Here is an 18083-nt window from a genome sequence, read left to right on the forward strand (position 1 = left end):
GGGGGAGGATCTCGTTGGACGGCCTCGCAAGCGAGGGGTCGTCCGACCCGTCACGCCCTGCTAACACCCCCGTCATGCTCACCGACCCCTTCTTCTACGCCGTCGCCATTCCCGCCGTGATCCTGGTGGGGCTGGCCAAGGGCGGGTTCGCGGGGATCGGGGTGGTGGCCACGCCCCTGCTGGCCCTGGCGGTCGGGCCGGTGAAGGCCGCGGCGATCCTGCTGCCGCTGCTGATCGTGCAGGACGTCGTCGGGGTCTGGGCCTATCGCAAGACCTGGGACAAGGGCCTGCTGATCCTGATGGTCCCGCCGTCCGCCGTCGGCATCTTCCTCGGCTGGGCCCTGGCGGCCCTGGTGTCGTCGTCGGCGGTGGAGCTGGCGGTCGGGGTGGTCTCGGTGCTGTTCGCCGTTCAGCGGCTGTGGGCCGAGCGGGCGGTCAAGGCCGCCGCCGCCGTCGAGGCCGGACCGGCCAGGCCGTGGCTGGGCGCCCTGTGCGGCATGGCCTCGGGCTTCATCAGCCAGATCGCCCACGCCGGCGGCCCGCCGTTCCAGATCTACGTGCTGCCGCGCCGCCTGCCGCGCGACGTCTTCGTCGGCACCAGCGCGATCTTCTTCGCCATCGTCAACTGGATGAAGATGCCCGCCTACCTGGCGCTGGGCCAGTTCACCTCCGACGTGCTGACCGCGGTGGCCGTGCTGATCCCCCTGGCCTTCGCCTCGACCTGGGCCGGGGTCTGGCTGGTGCGGCGCGTGCCGGCGGAGGGTTTCTACAAGATCATCTACGTGCTTTTGATCGTGGTCGGAACAAAGCTGGCCTGGGACGGCTTTTTCGGCTTGATGTGATCATCAGTCACGCTTGCGATATGCCCTTTCGGCGCCATGATGATCGGCGTTTATACGTCACCCAATTCGACTAGGCTGGGCGGGCCATGACGATCTCCGATTTCACCAAGCACTATCCGACCACGGGCGCGAAATTCGCAGACCTGGTCGTCCACCTGGCCGGCCTGGCCTGCGCCCTGCTGGGCGGCGGCATCCTGCTGGGCCTGGCCTTCGGCCTCGGCTCTCTGGGCCAGGTGGCGGCGGTCAGCGTCTACACCGTCGGCCTGATCCTGATGCTGTCGCTGTCGACGGCCTACAACTTCGCCAAGGCGCGCTGGCAGCCGCTGCTGCGCCGCTTCGACCACGCCGGCATCTTCATCATGATCGCCGCCTCCTACACCCCGTTCACCACCCAGAACCTCGAGGGCTGGTGGGCGATCGGCATGACCGCCGCCGTCTGGGGCATCGCGGGCGTGGGGGTGATGGCCAAGCTGTTCCTGCCGGGCCTCGACAAGCGCTTCTGGGTCGGCCTGTACCTGGCCCTGGGCTGGCTCGTTCTGGTGGCGATCAAGCCGATGATCGAGGGCCTGTCGTGGGTGGCCCTGCTGCTGTTGGCCATCGGCGGCCTCGTCTATTCCACCGGCACGGTCTTCTACCTGATGCGCCGGTTGAAGTTCCGCCGCGCCATCTGGCACGGCCACGTGATCGGCGGCGCGGGCCTGCACTATGCGGCCGTCCTCGTCGGCGTGGTCCTGGCCGGCGCGCGGGCCTAGCGGCATGGCGCGCGACGAGCGCAACATCGAGCAAAGCCCAGAGCGTCCAGCCGGCGAGAGCCGGATCAGCATTCAGGGCCTGTTCCGCGACTGGCGCGGCCCCGATCCCCTGCGCGGCAAGCGACTGGCGGCCCCGCCGGCCAACGCCTACGCCGAGGTGGTCGGCTTTCCCGGCGTGCGCCTGTCGATCGAGCAGGCCGAAGACGCCCTGAAGACCGCCGCCGACCGGCTGGCGCCGATCCGCTCGCTGATCGGTCTCGACGAATTCAACATCCTGGCCCTGTCGGGCGGAGCGGCCGGCGGCGCCTATGGCGCGGGCGTGCTGACGGGCCTGACCAAGGCCGGCCGGCGGCCCGACTTCGCCATCGTCACCGGGGTCTCGACCGGGGCCCTGATCGCCCCGATGGCCTTTCTCGGCCCCGCCTGGGACGACCGGCTGACCGAGGGCTATCTGGGCGGCCACGCCTCCGAGCTGCTCAGCTTCCGGCGGCTGGCCCCGGCGCTCGGCCCCAGCATCTTCAAGGGCGAGAGCCTGGACGCCCTGGTCGAGCCGTTCGTCGACGAGGCGATGATCGCCGCCGTCGCCGCCGAGCACGCCAAGGGCCGGCGCCTGCTGATCGCCACCACCAATCTCGACAACCAGAAGGCCTCGATCTGGGACCTGGGGGCGATCGCCACCCGTGGCGGGCCCGAGGCGGTGAAGCTGTTCCGCGACGTGCTGGTGGCCTCGGCCACGGTGCCGGGCCTGTTCCCGCCCAAGATGATCGAGGTCGAGGCCGGCGGTCAGCGCCACCAGGAAATGCACGTCGACGGCGGGGTGGCCGCGCCGCTGTTCCTGATGCCCGACGCCCTGCTGCACTGGCGCAATCTCGGCCAGCGCCTCCGCCGCGGGCGGGTCTATGTGATCGTCAACACCGTGCTGGATCCCTCGCCGCGCTCGACCCTGCCGGGCGTGGCCTCGATCATGGGCCGCAGCTTCGAGACCATGCTGCGGTTCTCCTATCGCCAGGCCCTGAGCCTGGCCGAGGGCTTCTGCACGCGCCACAATCTGCCGCTCAGCGTGGCCTCGATCCCGGGCGACTTCGACGGCCTGAACATGCTGCGGTTCGAGACCCCGGTCATGCGCAAGATCTACGACGCGGCCGAGACCCTGGCGATGGAAGACAAGGTCTGGACCAGCCCCGCCCTGGAGCCCACCGGCTGGCGCGGCCTGTTCCGCCGCCCCGGCGCCCGTCCCAAGCCCGAGCCGGGCGCCACCAGCCTGGATCCCGGCGCGGACGGCTGAGGGGTTCTTCCGGCGGAACGCTGTCAGGGGCCCTTGGGCGACAGCATCTGGCCGTTGAGGGCCTGGAACGCACGTACTAGGTCGTCGCAGGCCGACTTGGACGCCTCACACTGGATGCTCATGTTCAACTGCGCGCCGCGGCCGCGGCCCTCGACCTGCCGCTTCACGGCCGACGGATAGGCCGGATGGCCGACCGGGGGGAACGACCAGATCGTCATTGCGGCGCTATCGTCCGCGATGGTCCAACCGTTCTGCGTCGAGATGACGACGCCGCGCTTCGACCGCAGGGCGTCGAGCGCCGCGGCGACGGTGGGATAGCCGATGGTATCGCCCTCCGCTTCCGGCAGGGGCGCCGCGGCGACGGGCGCGCGCGGATAGTTCGGGCAGTTGGCCGAGATCTGCGCCCAGGCCTTATCGGCTTTAACCGCGCCGATCTGACCCGCCGTGACGTTGGGCAGCAGGTAATCCTCGCTGCGCATGACGGTGAAGTCGCCGCCGGCCGGCGCCTGGTAAAGGACGATGAAGCCGCAGTGGCGATCGATGTTGGCGAACCGGCTCACCAGGTCGATGGCGGCATAGACGCCTCGCGCCGGCGCCCGAGCGGGGTCCTTGGTCCAGGTGATCTTCATGAGCCGCCGTTCCTCGACAGGCCCGGCCAGCGTGTTGAACGCGGTCCGCCGCGCCGAGAACTCGGCCAGGGTTTCGTGGCGATTTATAGCGTCCAACGCCTTGTAGGCGTCGGCGTAGCGGCCTGAATCGAGGTCGCCGAGATAGGCCGAGGCGGCGGTCCGGACGCTTTGCTCCAGAGCGGCCGAGGGGATCCAGCCCGGCGCGGAGTCGGCCGTCACATTGACTTCGCGGCGTGGGCCTTCGGCGGCGACCGGTGCGGCCCCGAGCGCCATGACGACGACGATTGCGATGGAGGCGATCACCAAGCGTTGCATCACGCCAGCCTATAAGCCGGACATTGAAACCACCAGCGGTGAAGCTTGCCCGCCCGCCCTATTGCAGGGCGGAAACCGAACGCAGTCATCCGGCAGCACTGGGCGGCTAAGGCCGAAGCGGTTTCAACGGTCCGCCCGGTCATGCGCAAGCTTCTTCTCCCCGTCCTCGCCGTCGCCCTGCTCGCTACGGCGGCTCATGCCCAGCCGCCCGGCGGCGGACGCGGCGGTCCGCCTCCCGGTGGCGGAGGCGGCGGCCCGGGCGGCCCCGGCCCGGCCAAGCAGGCCGATCTCGACAAGGTGGTGATCGTCGGCAAGGTGCTGGCGGTCGATCCGGCCACCGACCGGGTGACCATCGCCTACCAGGCGGCCGAGGCCCTGAACTGGCCGGCCGGGACCATGCCGTTCTCCACGGCCAAGCCGGGCATGCTGGGCGAGGTGGCGGTGGGCCAGACGGTGCGCTTCACGCTGAGCAATCACCGCATCGCGGCGTTCCTGCCGGAAGCGGGGCCCGATGGCGCGCCGCCTCCGGGCGGACCTGGTGGTCCGGGCGGGCCCGGCGGGGATCGTCCCCCGCCTGCGCCGCGCTAACTCGGGAACACAAAGGATGCGAAATCCTCGCCCTTCGACAGGCTCAGGGTGAGGATTTCTGTCGACCTGCCGGCTCCGGATTGGTCCTCACCCTGAGCTTGTCGAAGGACGAGGACCACACAACCGATGGCGAGCGGCTCAGCCGGCCTTCTTCAGATAGCGGGCACGGGTCTTCTCGACGCGCGGCGGGTCGGCGCGGAAGTCGGCGGCCACGCCCAGGCGGGCGTTGCACGAGGGGCAGCGCACGGCGTCGGCGTCGGCCAGTTCGGCCAGCGGATCGAAGCGGGTGCCGCAGGGCTTGCACTTCCAGTCGCCGACCTGAGGCGGCGGCGGAGGCGCCGGTTCGGGCGTCACCACCCGGGCCGTCTTCTGCAGGCGCTCGAGAGGCGGCGGACCGCCGGGAGCGGCGACGCCGCTCTTCAGGCTCAGGATTTTGCGGCGCGGGGGCTCGCTATCGCTCATGACGCTCGACGACTTTACGGAAGGATGGTCGCTAGCTGCATGATCGCGGCCGGAAACTCAAGGGTTCGCACGTTCTGGGGCCCATGTAAGCGCCCCACGCGCCTCACCATTCGGGCTTCAGGCTGAAGGACAGGGCCACGACCGAGTCCTCCTGGGTGCCGATGCCCATGATCTTGTCCTTGGCCTTGATCTCGCGGCGGATATAGCCGACCGAGGCCTGCATCGCCCCGCGACGCCAGCCGACGCCGGCCTGGGCGTCGCCGATCAGCTTGCTGGTGGTGTCGGCGGTGATGCCGGCCCGGCTCCAGTCGCCGTCGTCGCTGCGCAGCAGGTTCATGCCGACCAGCTGGCCGCTGGCCCCAGCGAACAGGTACCAGCGCCCGCGGTCGCCGAAGGTCTCGCGGCCGTCGCGCACGCCCAGGCCGTCGATGACGCGGTCCTCGACGCTCTTGTCCTTCTTGCCGATCCGCACCATGCCGCCGGCCTCGGCCGAGCCGCCGGCGCCGCCGAAGCCGACGCCCGCATGGGGGGTGAAGTCGACGGCCAGGCGGCCGGCGCCGAACTTGACCGCCGCCGGCCAGCCGCGCTGGACGCTGACGTCGACGGTGTCGGCGTCGAAATTGGCCGCGCCCGGACGCACCAGGCTGAGCGGCGCGCTCTGGGCCAGGCGCGAGGAGCGGGCCACCGAGACCCGCACGGAATTGACGGCGTGGTCGCTCTCGCCGACCACGAAGGTGTTGGAGCCCCAGGAGACCGGGCCGCGATTGTCGTAATAGCGGTCGGCGTCCAGCAGGTTGGCGTCGCCGTAGAGGCCGGCAGGCGACACCGCGAACAGCCCGCCCTCAGCTTCGGCCGCGCGGCTCTCGACGGCGCGGGGCGCGAAGGCGGCGGCCGACGGCGTCGCCGAGACGGCGCCTGAAGCGACGTCCGGGCCGCCCGCGCGGCGGGTCAGGTCGAGGGTCTGCAGGGTCGGGGTCAGAGTCGGCGCCGCGGCGGCCGGACGGGCCGGCGTTCTCGCGCGCTTGCCCTTACGGACAGCGGCGTCGGACGTCGCCGCGGAAAACGCCAACATGGCGCCGCAGCACGTCGCGATCGTTGCGCAAACGATACGCATTGCGGATTCCCCAATCCCAATCTCGCCCACCGTATCCGGCATTTCGGATACGTCCACCGGGAAAACCCGGCGTTCGGTGAACAGTCAGTGACTGTATTGGTTCCGCTCGGAGCCTGTCCGGTTCGGAGGTCACTCTCCGAAGCGGATAAACAGGCTCCGATTCATATGAATCGAGCGCGATACCCGCCGAAACCGCACACACTTTCGGCTATCGCGCTCGCAAAAACAGCGGCGCGAGATGTCGCGCCGCTGTGGTGAATTGTCGCTTTACCAAGCCTGCACTACTGGCAGGCGAGGCATTCCTCATAGTCGGTCTTCTCGGCGATCTCGAAGCCGCCCGGGCCCGCCGCGACGGCGTCGGAGCCGGCGTAGGCGGCGCGCTGCACCGACTTGGAGCGCAGGTAGTAGAGGCTTTTGACGCCCCGTTCCCAGGCCTGCCAGTGCAGCATGTGCAGGTCCCACTTGTCGACGTCGCCGGGCAGGAAGATGTTCACCGACTGGCTCTGGCAGATTTCCGGCGTGCGGTCGGCGGCCAGCTCGACCACCCAGCGCTGATCCAGTTCGAAGGCGGTCTTGTAGACGTCCTTCTCGTCCTGGCTCAGGAACTCCAGGTGCTGGACCGAGCCTTCGTTTTCCAGGATCGAGCCCCAGACCAGGTCGGTGTTCTGACCCTTCTCCTCGAGCAGCTTCTCCAGGTAGGGGTTCTTCACCGCGAACGAGCCCGACAGGGTCTTGTGGGTGTAGATGTTGGCCGGGATCGGCTCGATGCCGGCGCTGGTGCCGCCGCAGATGATCGAGATCGAGGCGGTCGGGGCGATAGCCAGCTTGTGCGAGAAGCGTTCCATCGAGCCGCGGTCGGCGGCGTCCGGGCACGGACCCTTCTCTTCGCCGATCTTGACGCTGGCCTTGTCGGCCTCGCGGCGCAGGTGCTTGAACATCCGCATGTTCCAGCTCTTGGCCAGGGCGCTTTCGAACGGCACGTTCTGGCTTTGCAGGAAGCTGTGGAAGCCCATCAGGCCCAGGCCCACCGAGCGCTCGCGCATGGCGGCGTAGGCGGCGGTCGAGGCCGCGTCCGGGGCGCGATCGATGAAGTCCTGCAGGACGTTGTCGAGGAAGCGCATGACATCCTCGATGAAGGTCGGGTGGTCACGCCATTCCAGGAAGGTCTCGGCGTTGACGCTCGACAGGCAGCAGACCGCGGTGCGCTCCTGGCCCAGGTGGTCGGTGCCGGTGTGCAGCATGATCTCGCTGCACAGGTTCGACTGGCGCACCTTCAGGCCCAGCTCGCGCTGGAACGACGGCATGGCGCGGTTCACGGTGTCGGAGAAGATCAGGTAGGGCTCGCCGGTCTGCATGCGCAGGTCGAGGATCTTCTGCCACAGGCCGCGGGCGTCGACTTCGCGCAGCACTTCGTTGGTCTTGGGCGAGCGCAGGCCGAACTTCTGGCCGTCGCGCACGGCGTGCATGAACTCGTCGGTGATCGAGATGCCGTGGTGCAGGTTCAGGGACTTGCGGTTGAAGTCGCCCGAGGCCTTGCGGATCTCCAGGAACTCTTCGATTTCCGGGTGATGGATGTCGAGATAGACGGCGGCCGAGCCGCGACGCAGCGAGCCCTGCGAGATGGCCAGGGTCAGCGAGTCCATCACGCGGATGAAGGGGATGATGCCCGAGGTCTGGCCCTGGCCCTTGACCTTCTCGCCGATCGACCGGACGCCGCCCCAGTAGGTGCCGATGCCGCCGCCGTTGGCCGCCAGCCAGACGTTTTCGTTCCAGACGCCCAGGATGCCGTCGAGGCTGTCGTTGACGGCGTTGAGGAAGCAGCTGATCGGCAGGCCGCGATCGGCGCCGCCGTTGCTGAGCACGGGGGTGGCCGGCATGAACCACAGGCGGCTCATATAGTCGTAGACGCGCTGGGCGTGGTCGGCGTCGTCGGCGAAGGCCGTCGAGACGCGCGCGAACATGTCCTGGTAGGACTCGCCCGGCAGCAGGTAGCGGTCTTCCAGGGTCGTCTTGCCGAAATCGGTCAGCAGGGCGTCGCGCGAACGGTCAACCTCGACCTTGCGCACCAGGGCCAGGGCCGGACGTTCCTTGAAGGCCGACGCAGCGCGCGCGGCAGGTTGAATCTTGGTCGCTTCGCCAGCGGTCATGAGCAGAACCCGTTCATTTACCACGCGCTCGCGAGAAGCCGTCCGCTTCCTGCGCAGTCGCTAGATATAGTGGGCGTTGCGCCCCCAGAGCCCATATATGGGGCCACAGGCGCCGCCTCTTCGTCAACGGGTCGGAACGCTTCCGAAGCGAGTTTTTCGTTAACAAGCTGTGAACGACTGAAGGTTCCCGGTGTGGATCAAGGGGTTGCCCACATGAGAATTTTTCGACGCGACGAAGCGCCGCACCAGCGTTAACGAAACTCCGCCGCCGGAACGCTCGGAGACCGACGATTCCGGATTCGAGGGAAGGGCGTACGGACAAAAAGAGCGGGGATATTTGGGCTCCGATCCTCTCCCCTTGCGGGAGAGGGTGGCCCCGCGGAGCAGGGTCGGGTGAGGGGTCGAAAGCCCTGTCCGCCGCGGCGGCGGATCGACCGGTGCGCCGTCAGATTTCTGAGAGACCCCTCATCCGGCGGCTGCGCCGCCACCTTCTCCCGCAAGGGGAGAAGGAAACCGAGACCACAAAAAGCAAAAGGCCCCGGAGTTTCCTCCGGGGCCTTCGCATTTCGTCGGGAAGCCGAGAGCCTCCGTCCGGGATCCGATCTTAGAAGTTGATCGAGATCGTCGAACGACGGTTCAGCGGTTCCTTCACGCCGTCGCCGGTGGCGACGGCCGGAGCGGTTTCACCCTTCCAGTCGACCGCCAGGGTCGATTGGGCGACGCCCAGGCCGACCAGCGCATCGGCCACGGCCTTCGCACGACGCTCCGACAGGCGGGCGTTGTACTTCGGCGAGCCCGAGGTGTCGGTGTGACCGACGACGACCAGCTTGGTCGCCTTGCCGTCGTTGGCGTACTTCGCGGCTTCCGAAACCACCGACTGGGCTTCCGGCGTCAGCACGTACTGATCGAACGGGAAGTAGACGATGAATTCCTTGGCCTCGAACGGCGCCGGAGCCGGAGGAGGCGGCGGCGGCGGGGGAGGCGGCGGGGGCGGAGGCGGCGGGGGCGGCGGAGGCGGCGGGGGCGGCGGCGGGGGCGGCGGAGCCGCGAACGAGTACCGCAGGCCGACCGTCAGCGACTGGTCCTTGTACTGGCCTTCGAACGTGCCCGGCTGCAGAGCGGCCGACCCCTTCGACTGCCAGCTGTGGTCGTCGGTGGCGAAGTAGCGATAGGTGACGTCGAGCTTCAGCTTGTCGGTCGCCTTCCAGGCCAGACCGGCGATGCCTTGCCAGGCGATCGCGATGTCGTCGTCGTCGACGGTCAGGTTCTGCACGGCCGGGTTGGCGGTCGTGATGGCGCCGACGCCGCTGAACTGACCCACGGTCGAGACGTCCAGGCGATTGACGCCGAGGCCGGCGCCCAGGAACGGGTTGATCTTGGCGTCCGGCGCGAAGTCGTACAGGACGTTGAACATCAGCGACCAGGACTCGAGCGAGCCGTCCGGCGAGCCGCACTTCGGCGACGCGGTCGTACGGGTCACGCCCGGGGTGCAGAGGCCGATCGGCTGCTGACGGACGGGGTTGCCGCGGACGCTCGACAGGTCGCCCGGACGGTAGCCGCCTTCGAGTTCAGCGCGCCAGTTCGGGGTGAACTGGTAGCCCAGACGCACGAAACCGGTCCAATCGGACTCGGTGTTCCAGGTCCAGTGATAGTGAGCGCCGTCGGGGGCGTTGCCGTCCGACTCGCTGGTGACTTCGTTCGGCCAGTGGTAGCCGAGGTCGACCGCGCCGTACCAGCCGGTCTCTTGGGCCGAAGCGCCCGACGCGGCGAACACCGCGGCCAGGGCGGCTCCCGCCAGGAGTTTGAGTTTCATATCAAGAGCCCTCTATTGCCCTGCACGGCCCAACGGCCGAGCATCGTTATACCAAGGCGCACGTTCCGCGTAAGTGTCGGCTCGGCAACACCGTCCAAAGTTTCACCGAGGCGGAAAGCCCCCCGCGACACCTCGCGGTCGCCTTGCGATCACCAGCGCCGAATCCGACGATCTGAGGTCCACGAAAGGCGCCCGCGTCCTCCTCGGTTCGCACGCAAAGCGGCTCCGCGCAAGGCCTTCCGTAGCGTCGGGCGGGCTGGAAGGGCGGAAAAAGGCCGTGAATGGCCAAGTTTTCCACAAGGTGTCCGGCTACCTGCGACCCGAAGGGCCGAGCCGGGGCCTCACCCGGCGTCGCGCAGCCGCTTGCGCTTGCCGCCCAGGGCGTCCGGGCGATTGAGCACCTTGCGGTACTCGTCGCGACGCTCGTGGATCGAGGCGATGACCAGGCCCATCGGCACGCCGATATCGACCAGCACCGCTTCCGACAGCTGCAGAGAGGCCTCGATGGTTTCGGGCACGGCGTCGGTGGCGCCCAGTTCGTAGAGCCGGGCGGCGTGGCGCGCGTCCCGGGCCCGGGCGACGATGGTGAGGTCGGGACGGTGGCCGCGAGCGGCTGCGACCACCGCCTCGGCGGCCTCGGGACCGTCCATGGTCACCACAACCGCGCGGGCGTGATCCAGGCCGCAGCGCTCCAGCAGCTCCACCCGGGCGGCGTCGCCGAAATAGACCCGGTGGCCGGCGCGGCGGCCCTGCTCCACGAGGCGCGGGTCGCGGTCGATGGCGATCCACGGCAGGTCGTGGCGGTCGAGCATGTCGCCGACCAGCCGCCCCACCCGGCCAAAGCCCACCACCAGCACCCGGCCCTTGGGTTCTTCCGTGGACAGATCGACCGCCTCGGGCGCGTCAGGCGCCTCGCTGGTCTCGGCCGGAACCTTGCGGCCCAGGCGCGCGCCCAGGCCGGTCAGGGCCGGGATCAGGAACATGGTCAGGGTCGCGGCCACCAGCACGGCCTGGCCGACGGCGGGACTGACCACCTCGGCGTCCATGGCGTTGGCCAGCAGCACGAAGGCGAACTCGCCGCCGGCCGCCAGGGCCAGGGCGCTCTCGGCCGAGGCCCGGTTGGACAGGCCAAACAGCTTGCCCAGGCCAAACACCATGCCCGCCTTGATCGCCACCAGGCCGACGGCCGTGCCCAGCACCAGGATCGGCGAGGCGACCAGCAGCGACAGGTCCAGGCGGATGCCCAGCGACACGAAGAAAAGCGACAGCAGCAGGCCCTTGAAGGGCTCGATCTTGACCTCGACCTCGTGGCGATACTCGGTCTCGGCCAGCAGCACCCCGGCCACGAAGGCGCCCAGCGCCATCGACAGGCCCGACAGCGAGCTGACCAGGCCGGCGCTGATGATCACCAGCAGGCAGGCGGCCATGAACATCTCTTCGCTCTTGGCCCTGGCGACCGAGCGCATCATCGGCCGCAGCGCCAGGCGGCCGACCAGCACGATCACCCCCAGGCCCAGCGCCGCCGGCAGCAGGGCCAGCAGGCCGCGGGCGTCGAACTGTCCGTGGCCGCGGCCCAGGATCGCCAGGGTGATCAGGATCGGGGCCACCGCCAGGTCCTGGAACAGCAGGACGGAGAAGGTCGCCCTGCCCCCTTCGGCGTGCAGCCGCTTGCGCTCGGCCAGCACCGGCACGGCGATGGCGGTGGACGACAGGGTCAGGGCCGAGCCGATGGTCAGGGCCGCCACCGGCGACTGGCCCAGCAGCATCGCCACCGCCCCCAGGGCCAGCGAACAGCCGACCACCTGGGCCGCGCCCAGGCCGAAGACATATTTGCGCAGCAGCCGCAGGCGCTCCCACGACAGCTCCAGCCCGATCATGAACAGCAGGAAGACGACGCCGAACTCGGCCAGCTGGCCGATCTCGTCGGGATTGTCGACGGTGACGTAGTCGAGCCAGGGGGCGATGGCGATCAGCCGGCCCAGGCCGAACGGCCCCAGGATCACGCCGGCCAGCAGGAAGCCCAGGATGGGGTTGATCTTCAGGCGCTTGAACAGCGGCGCGACGATCCCGGCCGTGGCCAGAAACAGGACCAGATCCTTGTAGTCCGCCGGTGAAACCTCGTGGTTCAACGCCTTTTGCCCTCCTGGATCGATCCTAGTCCGTCGTCTTCAGCCTCACGCCCGGTCCCCAGGCGCCAAGTCCCGGCTCGCCGCCTTCGGCCGCCGCGATCAGCACGGCGCCGCCTTCTTCCAGTGCGTCGATCAGAAGCCGCTCGGTGCTATGGTGCAAGGCGTGACGCTCGGTCTCGAAGTCCTTGACCGTGCTGCGCGACACCCCCGCCTTGTCGGCAAGCTCGCCTTGCGACCAGTTGAGCAGGCCACGGGCGCCCCGGCATTGGGCCGGCAGGAGAATTTTTGCGTGAGGCATCTGGAAACTCGCGGGCTTGTCACCCATATTGGTTGAGTACGCCCGAAAAAGATGACCGTCAAGGAGGCTTCATGCACCACACCTCGCTGATCGCAACCATCGTCGCGGGTCTGGTCCTGGCCTTCATATTCGGCGCGCTCGCCAACCGGTTGAAGCTGCCGGTGCTGGTCGGCTACCTGCTCGCCGGGGTCATCGTCGGGCCCTTCACGCCGGGCTATGTCGCCGACCAGGAGCTGGCCCCGCAGCTGGCCGAGATCGGCGTCATCCTGCTGATGTTCGGGGTCGGGCTGCACTTCTCGGTCAAGGACCTGATGGCGGTGCGCAAGATCGCCATCCCCGGCGCCGTCGTGCAGATCGCCGCCGCCACCGTGATGGGCGTGGCCCTGGCCCTGTCGCTGGGCTGGAGCTGGGGCGCGGGCATCGTCTTCGGCCTGGCCCTGTCGGTCGCCTCGACCGTGGTGCTGCTGCGGGCCCTGCAGGAGCGCCGGCTGATCGAGACCGACCGGGGACGCATCGCCGTCGGCTGGCTGATCGTCGAGGACCTGGCCATGGTGCTGGCCCTGGTGCTGCTGCCGGCCCTGTCGGGCGTGCTGGGCGGAACCCCGCCGGCCAACGCCTCGGGCGGACTGCTGCTGGCCTTCGCCATCACCATCGGCAAGGTCGTGGCGTTCGTGGCCTTCATGCTGATCGTCGGCCGCCGGGTCATTCCCTGGATCCTGCACCGCATCGCCCACACCGGCTCGCGCGAGCTGTTCCGCCTGGCGGTGCTGGCCATCTGCCTGGGCGTGGCCTTCGGGTCGGCGGCGCTGTTCGGCGTGTCGTTCGCGCTGGGCGCCTTCTTCGCCGGCATGATCATGGCCGAGAGCGAGCTGTCGCATCAGGCCGCCAACGAGACCCTGCCGCTGCGCGACGCCTTCGCCGTGCTGTTCTTCGTCTCGATCGGGATGCTGTTCGACCCGATGGTGCTGCTGCGCGAGCCGCTGGCGGTGCTGGCCACGGTGCTGATCATCGTCGTGGGCAAGTCGCTGGTCGCCTATCTGCTGGTGCTGGCCTTCAAGCGTCCGCAGAGCGTGGCCCTGACCATCTCGGCCAGCCTGGCCCAGATCGGCGAGTTCTCGTTCATCCTGGCGGGCCTGGGCGTGTCGCTGAAGCTGCTGCCGGCCGAGGGCCGCGACCTGGTGCTGGCCGGCGCCATCCTGTCGATCCTGATCAACCCGCTGCTGTTCGCCTGGCTGGACAAGCGGATGGTCAAGGTCTCGGCCGACGAGGCGGTGGAGCCGGTGGCCGCCGCGGCCCAGCCGCACGCGGTGCTGGTCGGCTACGGCCGGGTCGGCAAGGCGGTGGCCGAGGGGTTGAAGAACCGCACGCCGCTGGTGGTCATCGAGGACGAGGTCGACCGGGCCATCGAGCTGCGCGAGGCCGGCTACGAGGTCGTGGAAGGCAACGCCGTGCGCCCCGAGGTGCTGATGAAGGCGGGCCTGGACAAGGCCACCCACGTCTTCGTCGCCGTGCCCAGCCCCTTCGAGGCCGCGCGGATCATCGAGCAGGCCCGCGCCGCCAACCCCGACGCTCGCATCGTCGCCCGCGCCTATACCGACGCCGACGTCGACCTGCTGACCCAGATGGGCGCCACCGACGCCCTGATCGGCGAGCAGGAGATCGCGCGGGGGATGCTGCAGCGTGCCCCGCGGCGGGCGCCGCCGCCGGCGACAGCCCACTAAATCCCTCTCCCCTTGCGGGAGAGGGTGGCCCCGCGGAGCGGGGTCGGGTGAGGGGTCGCACCTACAGAAACGCCGCGACGGCTGGTCAGCTGTCGCGGCGTCTTGCGTTTGAGAGACCCCTCATCCGTCGGCTGGCGCCGACACCTTCTCCCGCAAGGGGAGAAGGATCAGGATCACTTCCCCTTCTTACCCGCCGACCTGCGCGAGAGCATGTTCAGGCCCTCGACGCCGGCCGAGAAGGCCATGGCGGTGTAGATGTAGCCCTTGGGCACGTGCACCCCGAAGCCCTCGGCGATCAGCACGGTGCCGATCATCAGCAGGAAGCCCAGGGCCAGCATCACCACGGTCGGGTTGTTGTTGATGAAGTTGCCCAGCGGGTCGGCGGCCAGCAGCATCACGGTCACGGCGGCGACGACGGCGATGACCATGATCGCCAGGTGCTCGGTCATGCCGACGGCGGTCAGGATCGAGTCGATCGAGAACACCAGGTCCAGCAGGATGATCTGGAAGATCGCCGCGCCGACGTTGGAGATCGCCGCGCCGGTCTTGTCGAGCACGTCGTGGCTTTCTTCCTTGGGATCGACCGTGTGGTGGATCTCCTTGGTGGCCTTCCAGATCAGGAACAGGCCGCCGGCGATCAGGATCAGGTCGCGCCAGGAGAAGGCGGTCTCGAAGGCCGGCTCGCCGTGGCTGCCCACCGGGCCGACGATGCCGAGGTCAAAGACCGGGGCGGTCAGGCCGACGATGAAGGCGATGGTCGACAGCAGGACGAGGCGCATGATCAGCGCCAGCGAGATGCCGATGCGGCGCACGCGCTGGCGATGCTCGGGCGGCAGCTTGTTCGACAGGATCGAGATGAAGACCAGGTTGTCGATCCCGAGGACGACTTCCATGACCACCAGGGTGACGAGCGCCGCCCAGGCGGCCGGGTCTGCGGCGAGGTGAAGGAGTTCGTTCATGGGTCCCGGAGTAGGTTGTGGACAGGTTGATCACGTCCCAACCCGTCGCTGGCCCCGCCGCGGCCGCCGGATCGGCGGTCGGCGAAATGCGGCGAAACTGGGACACGGAAGAGCAGATATGCCTGACGCCGCCCATATCAAGCCCCTGACCGCGCTTCGTTTCTTCGCCGCCTTCTGGGTGGTGATGTATCACTACTGGCCCAACCTCGCCGTCACGGGCGCGATTCCGGGCGTGGTGGCCAAGGGCTACCTCGGCGTCGAGGCCTTCTTCATCCTGTCGGGCTTCATCCTCTGCCACGTCTATCTGACGGCTTTCGGCGAGGGTCGGTTCGGCTATGGCGGCTTCCTGTGGAACCGGCTGGCGCGGGTCTATCCGCTGCACCTGTTCACCCTGGCCGGCGTCGGGCTGATGGCCTTCGCCGCCGGCCTGGCCGGCATCGCCGTCGACAAGAACATGCTGGCCTGGGACGCCCTGCCGGCCAACCTGCTGATGGTCCAGGCCTGGGGCTTCGCGCCGGTGTCGGGCTGGAACCACCCGTCGTGGTCGATCTCGGCAGAGTGGTTCGCCTATCTCAGCTTCCCGGCCTTCGCCTTCGTGGCCTGGAGGCTGCGCGCGCGGCCGCTGGTGCTGCTGGGCGCGGCCCTGGCGGTGATCGCCGCCCTCTATCCGGCCTTCGAAAAGCTGGCCGGATTCCCGCTGACCGAGGCCACCATCCGCTGGGGCGCCCTGCGGATCGTGCCCTGCTTCTTCTACGGCTGCGCCCTCTACACCCTGTGGAAGAGCCAGGCCGTGACCCTGCGCGGGGCGGGAATCGGCGCCGCCGTGGCGGGCGCCGTTCTGCTCGTTACAGTGCAGCTCCAGGCGCCAGATGCGTTGATCGTGGCCATTTTGGGCGGTTTTATTCTATCCCTGGCGCGCCTGGCCAAGGCCGGTTCGACCTTCGCCACCCAAAGCATCTTCGTGTATCTGGGCGAGATCAGCTACTCGACCTACATGATCTGCATCCCCTGGAAGATCCTGGCGATCAACGGGGCGGCCAAGCTGTTGAATATCGAGGGCGACAAACTGCCGCTACTGGTCTGGCTGTTAATCGTCGCGGCCTTGATTCCGCTGTCCGCGGCCTCGTACCATCTGGTGGAAAAGCCCGCCCGGGACTTGATGAAGTCTTTGGCCAAGCGTCGCCGTGGCGCGGCGACAACCGTCACTGTGGCCTAATAAACACTCTTTTCATATTTTTCCCCCAGGGTTATCGACTTACCCAGTGACGCGGGGGAGTACCCACAGCATGACGAAACGGAAGAGAGCCCTCTGGGGTTCCCTGGCCGCTGCGGCCATGGTCAGCCTCGCGCCGATCTCGAGCGCCGTGGCCGACGGGTACTGGCAGTGCGTGCCGTTCGCCCGCCTGATGTCGGGCATCCAGATCTTCGGCGACGCCCGCACCTGGTGGGGCCAGGCGGTCGGCAAGTACGACGTCGGCTTCGTGCCGAAGGCCGGCGCGGTCCTCTGCTTCAAGCCCACCGCCCGCATGAATCTCGGCCACGTGGCCTTCGTTTCGCAGGTTCTGACCGACCGGGTGATCCAGGTCACCCACGCCAACTGGTCCGTCATGAACGGCGCTCGCGGCCAGGTCGAACAGGATGTCACCGTCGTCGACGTGTCGGCGGCCGGCGACTGGAGCCAGGTCAAGGTCTGGTACGACCCGATCCGCGATCTCGGCACCACGGTCTATCCGACCCACGGCTTCATCTATCAGAACCAGCAGGCGGTCACGATCGCCGCCGCCACCAGCAAGCTGGCGCTCGCCCAGAACGCCGCCGTGTCGCTGGCCAAGCAGGCCGCCAACCAGGTCGCCCTGTCGGTCCGCGCCAATCCGCTGGACATGATCAACCAGGCCGCCGATTCCACCGACCGCATCGCCGCCCTGATCTCCGCCGCCCAAGGCGAAGACAAGCCCGCCCAACCCCAGCGCTGATTGCGGCAAGCGTGGCGCGTTGACGCCATGCCCCGCCTGGGCCACACCCGCAGGGTGAAGGTCCGGGTCGATCCATGCTGAGAATTCTGCGCCAAGGCGCCCCGGGCTTCGAGCCGGGCGGCCATACGCCCGACTGGCGCCTGCCGGCCGACGCCGTATGGATCGAGCTGGTGGACCCCACCCGCGCCGAGGAAGTGGCCGTCGAGCAGTCGATCGGCCTGCTGCTGCCCACCCGCGAGGAGATGGCCGAGATCGAGGCCTCCTCGCGCCTCTACCAGGAGGACGGCGGCACCTTCATGACCGCCACCATCCTGGTCAACGCCGAGGGCGAGCTGCCCACGGCCGCACCGGTGACCTTCGTGCTGACCGGCGACAAGCTGGTGACCATCCGCTACGTCGAGCCGCGCGCCTTCTCGGTGTTCACCGCCCAGGCCGAACGCCAGCCCAGCCTGTGCCCCGGCGGGCCGCAGACCTTCCTCGGACTGCTCGACGCCGTCATCGACCGCACCGCCGACATCCTCGAGCGCACCGCCAGCGAGGTCGAGGCCCAGTCGCGGATGATCTTCAGCCGCCCGCGTGGCGCGGCCTTCGAGAAGATCCTCAGCCGCCTGGGCCGGGCCCAGAACGTCAACGCCAAGGCCCGCGACAGCCTGGTCAGCCTGGCCCGCCTGCTGTCCTTCGCCAGCCTCGCCGACCAGTTCGAGGGCGACAAGGAACTGCGCGATCACCTGAAATCGCTGCAGCGCGACGTGACCTCGATCACCGACCACTCCAGCTACCTGTCGGGCAACATCACCTTCCTGCTCGACGCGGCGCTGGGCTTCATCAACATCGAGCAGAACCAGATCTTCAAGATCTTCTCGGTGTTTTCGGCCGTGTTCCTGCCGCCCACCCTGATCGCCGGGATCTACGGCATGAACTTCGAGCACATGCCCGAGCTGAAGTGGATGGAGGGCTATCCGTGGGCCCTGGGCCTGATGCTGGCGGCGGCGGTGATCCCGCTGCTGTGGTTCCGGCGAAAAGGCTGGCTGTGATTTGTTTCGCGAGCGCAAGAAA

General features: G+C 68.6%; 16 protein-coding genes and 1 pseudogene. 9 read left to right on the forward strand and 8 right to left on the reverse strand.

The window, feature by feature from the left end:
- Nucleotides 1-74: 74 nt before the first annotated feature.
- From I4Q42_RS13785 to I4Q42_RS13795, 3 genes are all read left to right on the forward strand, one after another.
- Nucleotides 75-842: a sulfite exporter TauE/SafE family protein gene (locus I4Q42_RS13785; protein ID WP_198576661.1), complete on the forward strand. Its 768-nt coding sequence runs from the start codon at nt 75-77 to the stop codon at nt 840-842.
- 86 nt (nt 843-928) lie between these two features.
- Nucleotides 929-1594, forward strand: a complete 666-nt coding sequence (gene trhA, locus I4Q42_RS13790) for a PAQR family membrane homeostasis protein TrhA (RefSeq protein WP_198576662.1) — start codon at nt 929-931, stop codon at nt 1592-1594.
- Between the two features lie 4 nt (nt 1595-1598).
- Nucleotides 1599-2879: a patatin-like phospholipase family protein gene (locus tag I4Q42_RS13795; RefSeq protein WP_198576663.1), complete on the forward strand. Its 1281-nt coding sequence runs from the start codon at nt 1599-1601 to the stop codon at nt 2877-2879.
- 23 nt (nt 2880-2902) lie between these two features.
- Here the strand turns inward: I4Q42_RS13795 and I4Q42_RS13800 are convergent, their stop codons facing one another.
- The gene (locus tag I4Q42_RS13800; RefSeq protein ID WP_198576664.1) at nt 2903-3823 is read right to left on the reverse strand and encodes a DUF4019 domain-containing protein; all 921 of its coding nucleotides are present in this window, start codon (nt 3821-3823) and stop codon (nt 2903-2905) included.
- 141 nt (nt 3824-3964) lie between these two features.
- Between I4Q42_RS13800 and I4Q42_RS13805 the strand changes: the two genes are divergently transcribed.
- Together I4Q42_RS13805 and I4Q42_RS26080 are read left to right on the forward strand one after the other, a co-directional pair.
- Nucleotides 3965-4411: a copper-binding protein gene (locus I4Q42_RS13805; RefSeq protein ID WP_198576665.1), complete on the forward strand. Its 447-nt coding sequence runs from the start codon at nt 3965-3967 to the stop codon at nt 4409-4411.
- A 23-nt stretch (nt 4412-4434) separates the two neighbouring features.
- Nucleotides 4435-4526, forward strand: a pseudogene (locus I4Q42_RS26080) (hypothetical protein); the annotation flags it as partial.
- A gap of 23 nt (nt 4527-4549) precedes the next feature.
- Here I4Q42_RS26080 and I4Q42_RS13810 read toward each other — a convergent pair.
- The 6 genes from I4Q42_RS13810 to I4Q42_RS13835 form a co-directional block, all read right to left on the reverse strand.
- Nucleotides 4550-4873 (reverse strand): FmdB family zinc ribbon protein, encoded by a 324-nt coding sequence (locus tag I4Q42_RS13810; protein ID WP_198576666.1) that lies wholly within the window; start codon nt 4871-4873, stop codon nt 4550-4552.
- A 103-nt stretch (nt 4874-4976) separates the two neighbouring features.
- Nucleotides 4977-5945, reverse strand: a complete 969-nt coding sequence (locus I4Q42_RS13815) for a lipid A-modifier LpxR family protein (protein WP_198576667.1) — start codon at nt 5943-5945, stop codon at nt 4977-4979.
- A 323-nt stretch (nt 5946-6268) separates the two neighbouring features.
- Nucleotides 6269-8140 (reverse strand): ribonucleoside-diphosphate reductase subunit alpha, encoded by a 1872-nt coding sequence (locus I4Q42_RS13820; RefSeq protein ID WP_198576843.1) that lies wholly within the window; start codon nt 8138-8140, stop codon nt 6269-6271.
- 598 nt (nt 8141-8738) lie between these two features.
- Complete coding sequence (locus I4Q42_RS13825) at nt 8739-9947, reverse strand: outer membrane beta-barrel protein (protein WP_198576668.1); 1209 nt, start codon at nt 9945-9947, stop codon at nt 8739-8741.
- Between the two features lie 341 nt (nt 9948-10288).
- A complete protein-coding gene (locus tag I4Q42_RS13830) occupies nt 10289-12076 on the reverse strand; it encodes a cation:proton antiporter domain-containing protein (RefSeq protein ID WP_198576669.1) in 1788 nt (595 codons plus the stop codon).
- A gap of 25 nt (nt 12077-12101) precedes the next feature.
- Nucleotides 12102-12374 carry a helix-turn-helix domain-containing protein gene (locus I4Q42_RS13835; RefSeq protein ID WP_198576670.1) on the reverse strand — a complete coding sequence of 91 codons (273 nt, stop codon included), beginning with the start codon at nt 12372-12374 and terminating at the stop codon, nt 12102-12104.
- Nucleotides 12375-12445: 71 nt separating this feature from the next.
- Here I4Q42_RS13835 and ybaL point away from each other — a divergent pair, with 71 nt between their 5' ends.
- Nucleotides 12446-14095 (forward strand): YbaL family putative K(+) efflux transporter, encoded by a 1650-nt coding sequence (gene ybaL / locus I4Q42_RS13840; RefSeq protein WP_198576671.1) that lies wholly within the window; start codon nt 12446-12448, stop codon nt 14093-14095.
- A gap of 173 nt (nt 14096-14268) precedes the next feature.
- Here the strand turns inward: ybaL and I4Q42_RS13845 are convergent, their stop codons facing one another.
- Nucleotides 14269-15054 carry a TerC family protein gene (locus I4Q42_RS13845; RefSeq protein ID WP_198576672.1) on the reverse strand — a complete coding sequence of 262 codons (786 nt, stop codon included), beginning with the start codon at nt 15052-15054 and terminating at the stop codon, nt 14269-14271.
- Between the two features lie 118 nt (nt 15055-15172).
- Between I4Q42_RS13845 and I4Q42_RS13850 the strand changes: the two genes are divergently transcribed.
- From I4Q42_RS13850 to I4Q42_RS13860, 3 genes are all read left to right on the forward strand, one after another.
- Complete coding sequence (locus I4Q42_RS13850) at nt 15173-16270, forward strand: acyltransferase family protein (RefSeq protein ID WP_198576673.1); 1098 nt, start codon at nt 15173-15175, stop codon at nt 16268-16270.
- A 70-nt stretch (nt 16271-16340) separates the two neighbouring features.
- A complete protein-coding gene (locus I4Q42_RS13855) occupies nt 16341-17027 on the forward strand; it encodes a CHAP domain-containing protein (protein ID WP_198576674.1) in 687 nt (228 codons plus the stop codon).
- A gap of 74 nt (nt 17028-17101) precedes the next feature.
- Entirely contained in the window at nt 17102-18061 is a 960-nt protein-coding gene (locus I4Q42_RS13860; RefSeq protein ID WP_198576675.1) for a magnesium transporter CorA family protein, read from the forward strand.
- The last annotated feature ends 22 nt before the right edge of the window (nt 18062-18083 follow it).

This window comes from Caulobacter hibisci (assembly GCF_016135805.1).
Classification (GTDB): Bacteria; Pseudomonadota; Alphaproteobacteria; order Caulobacterales; family Caulobacteraceae; genus Caulobacter; species Caulobacter hibisci.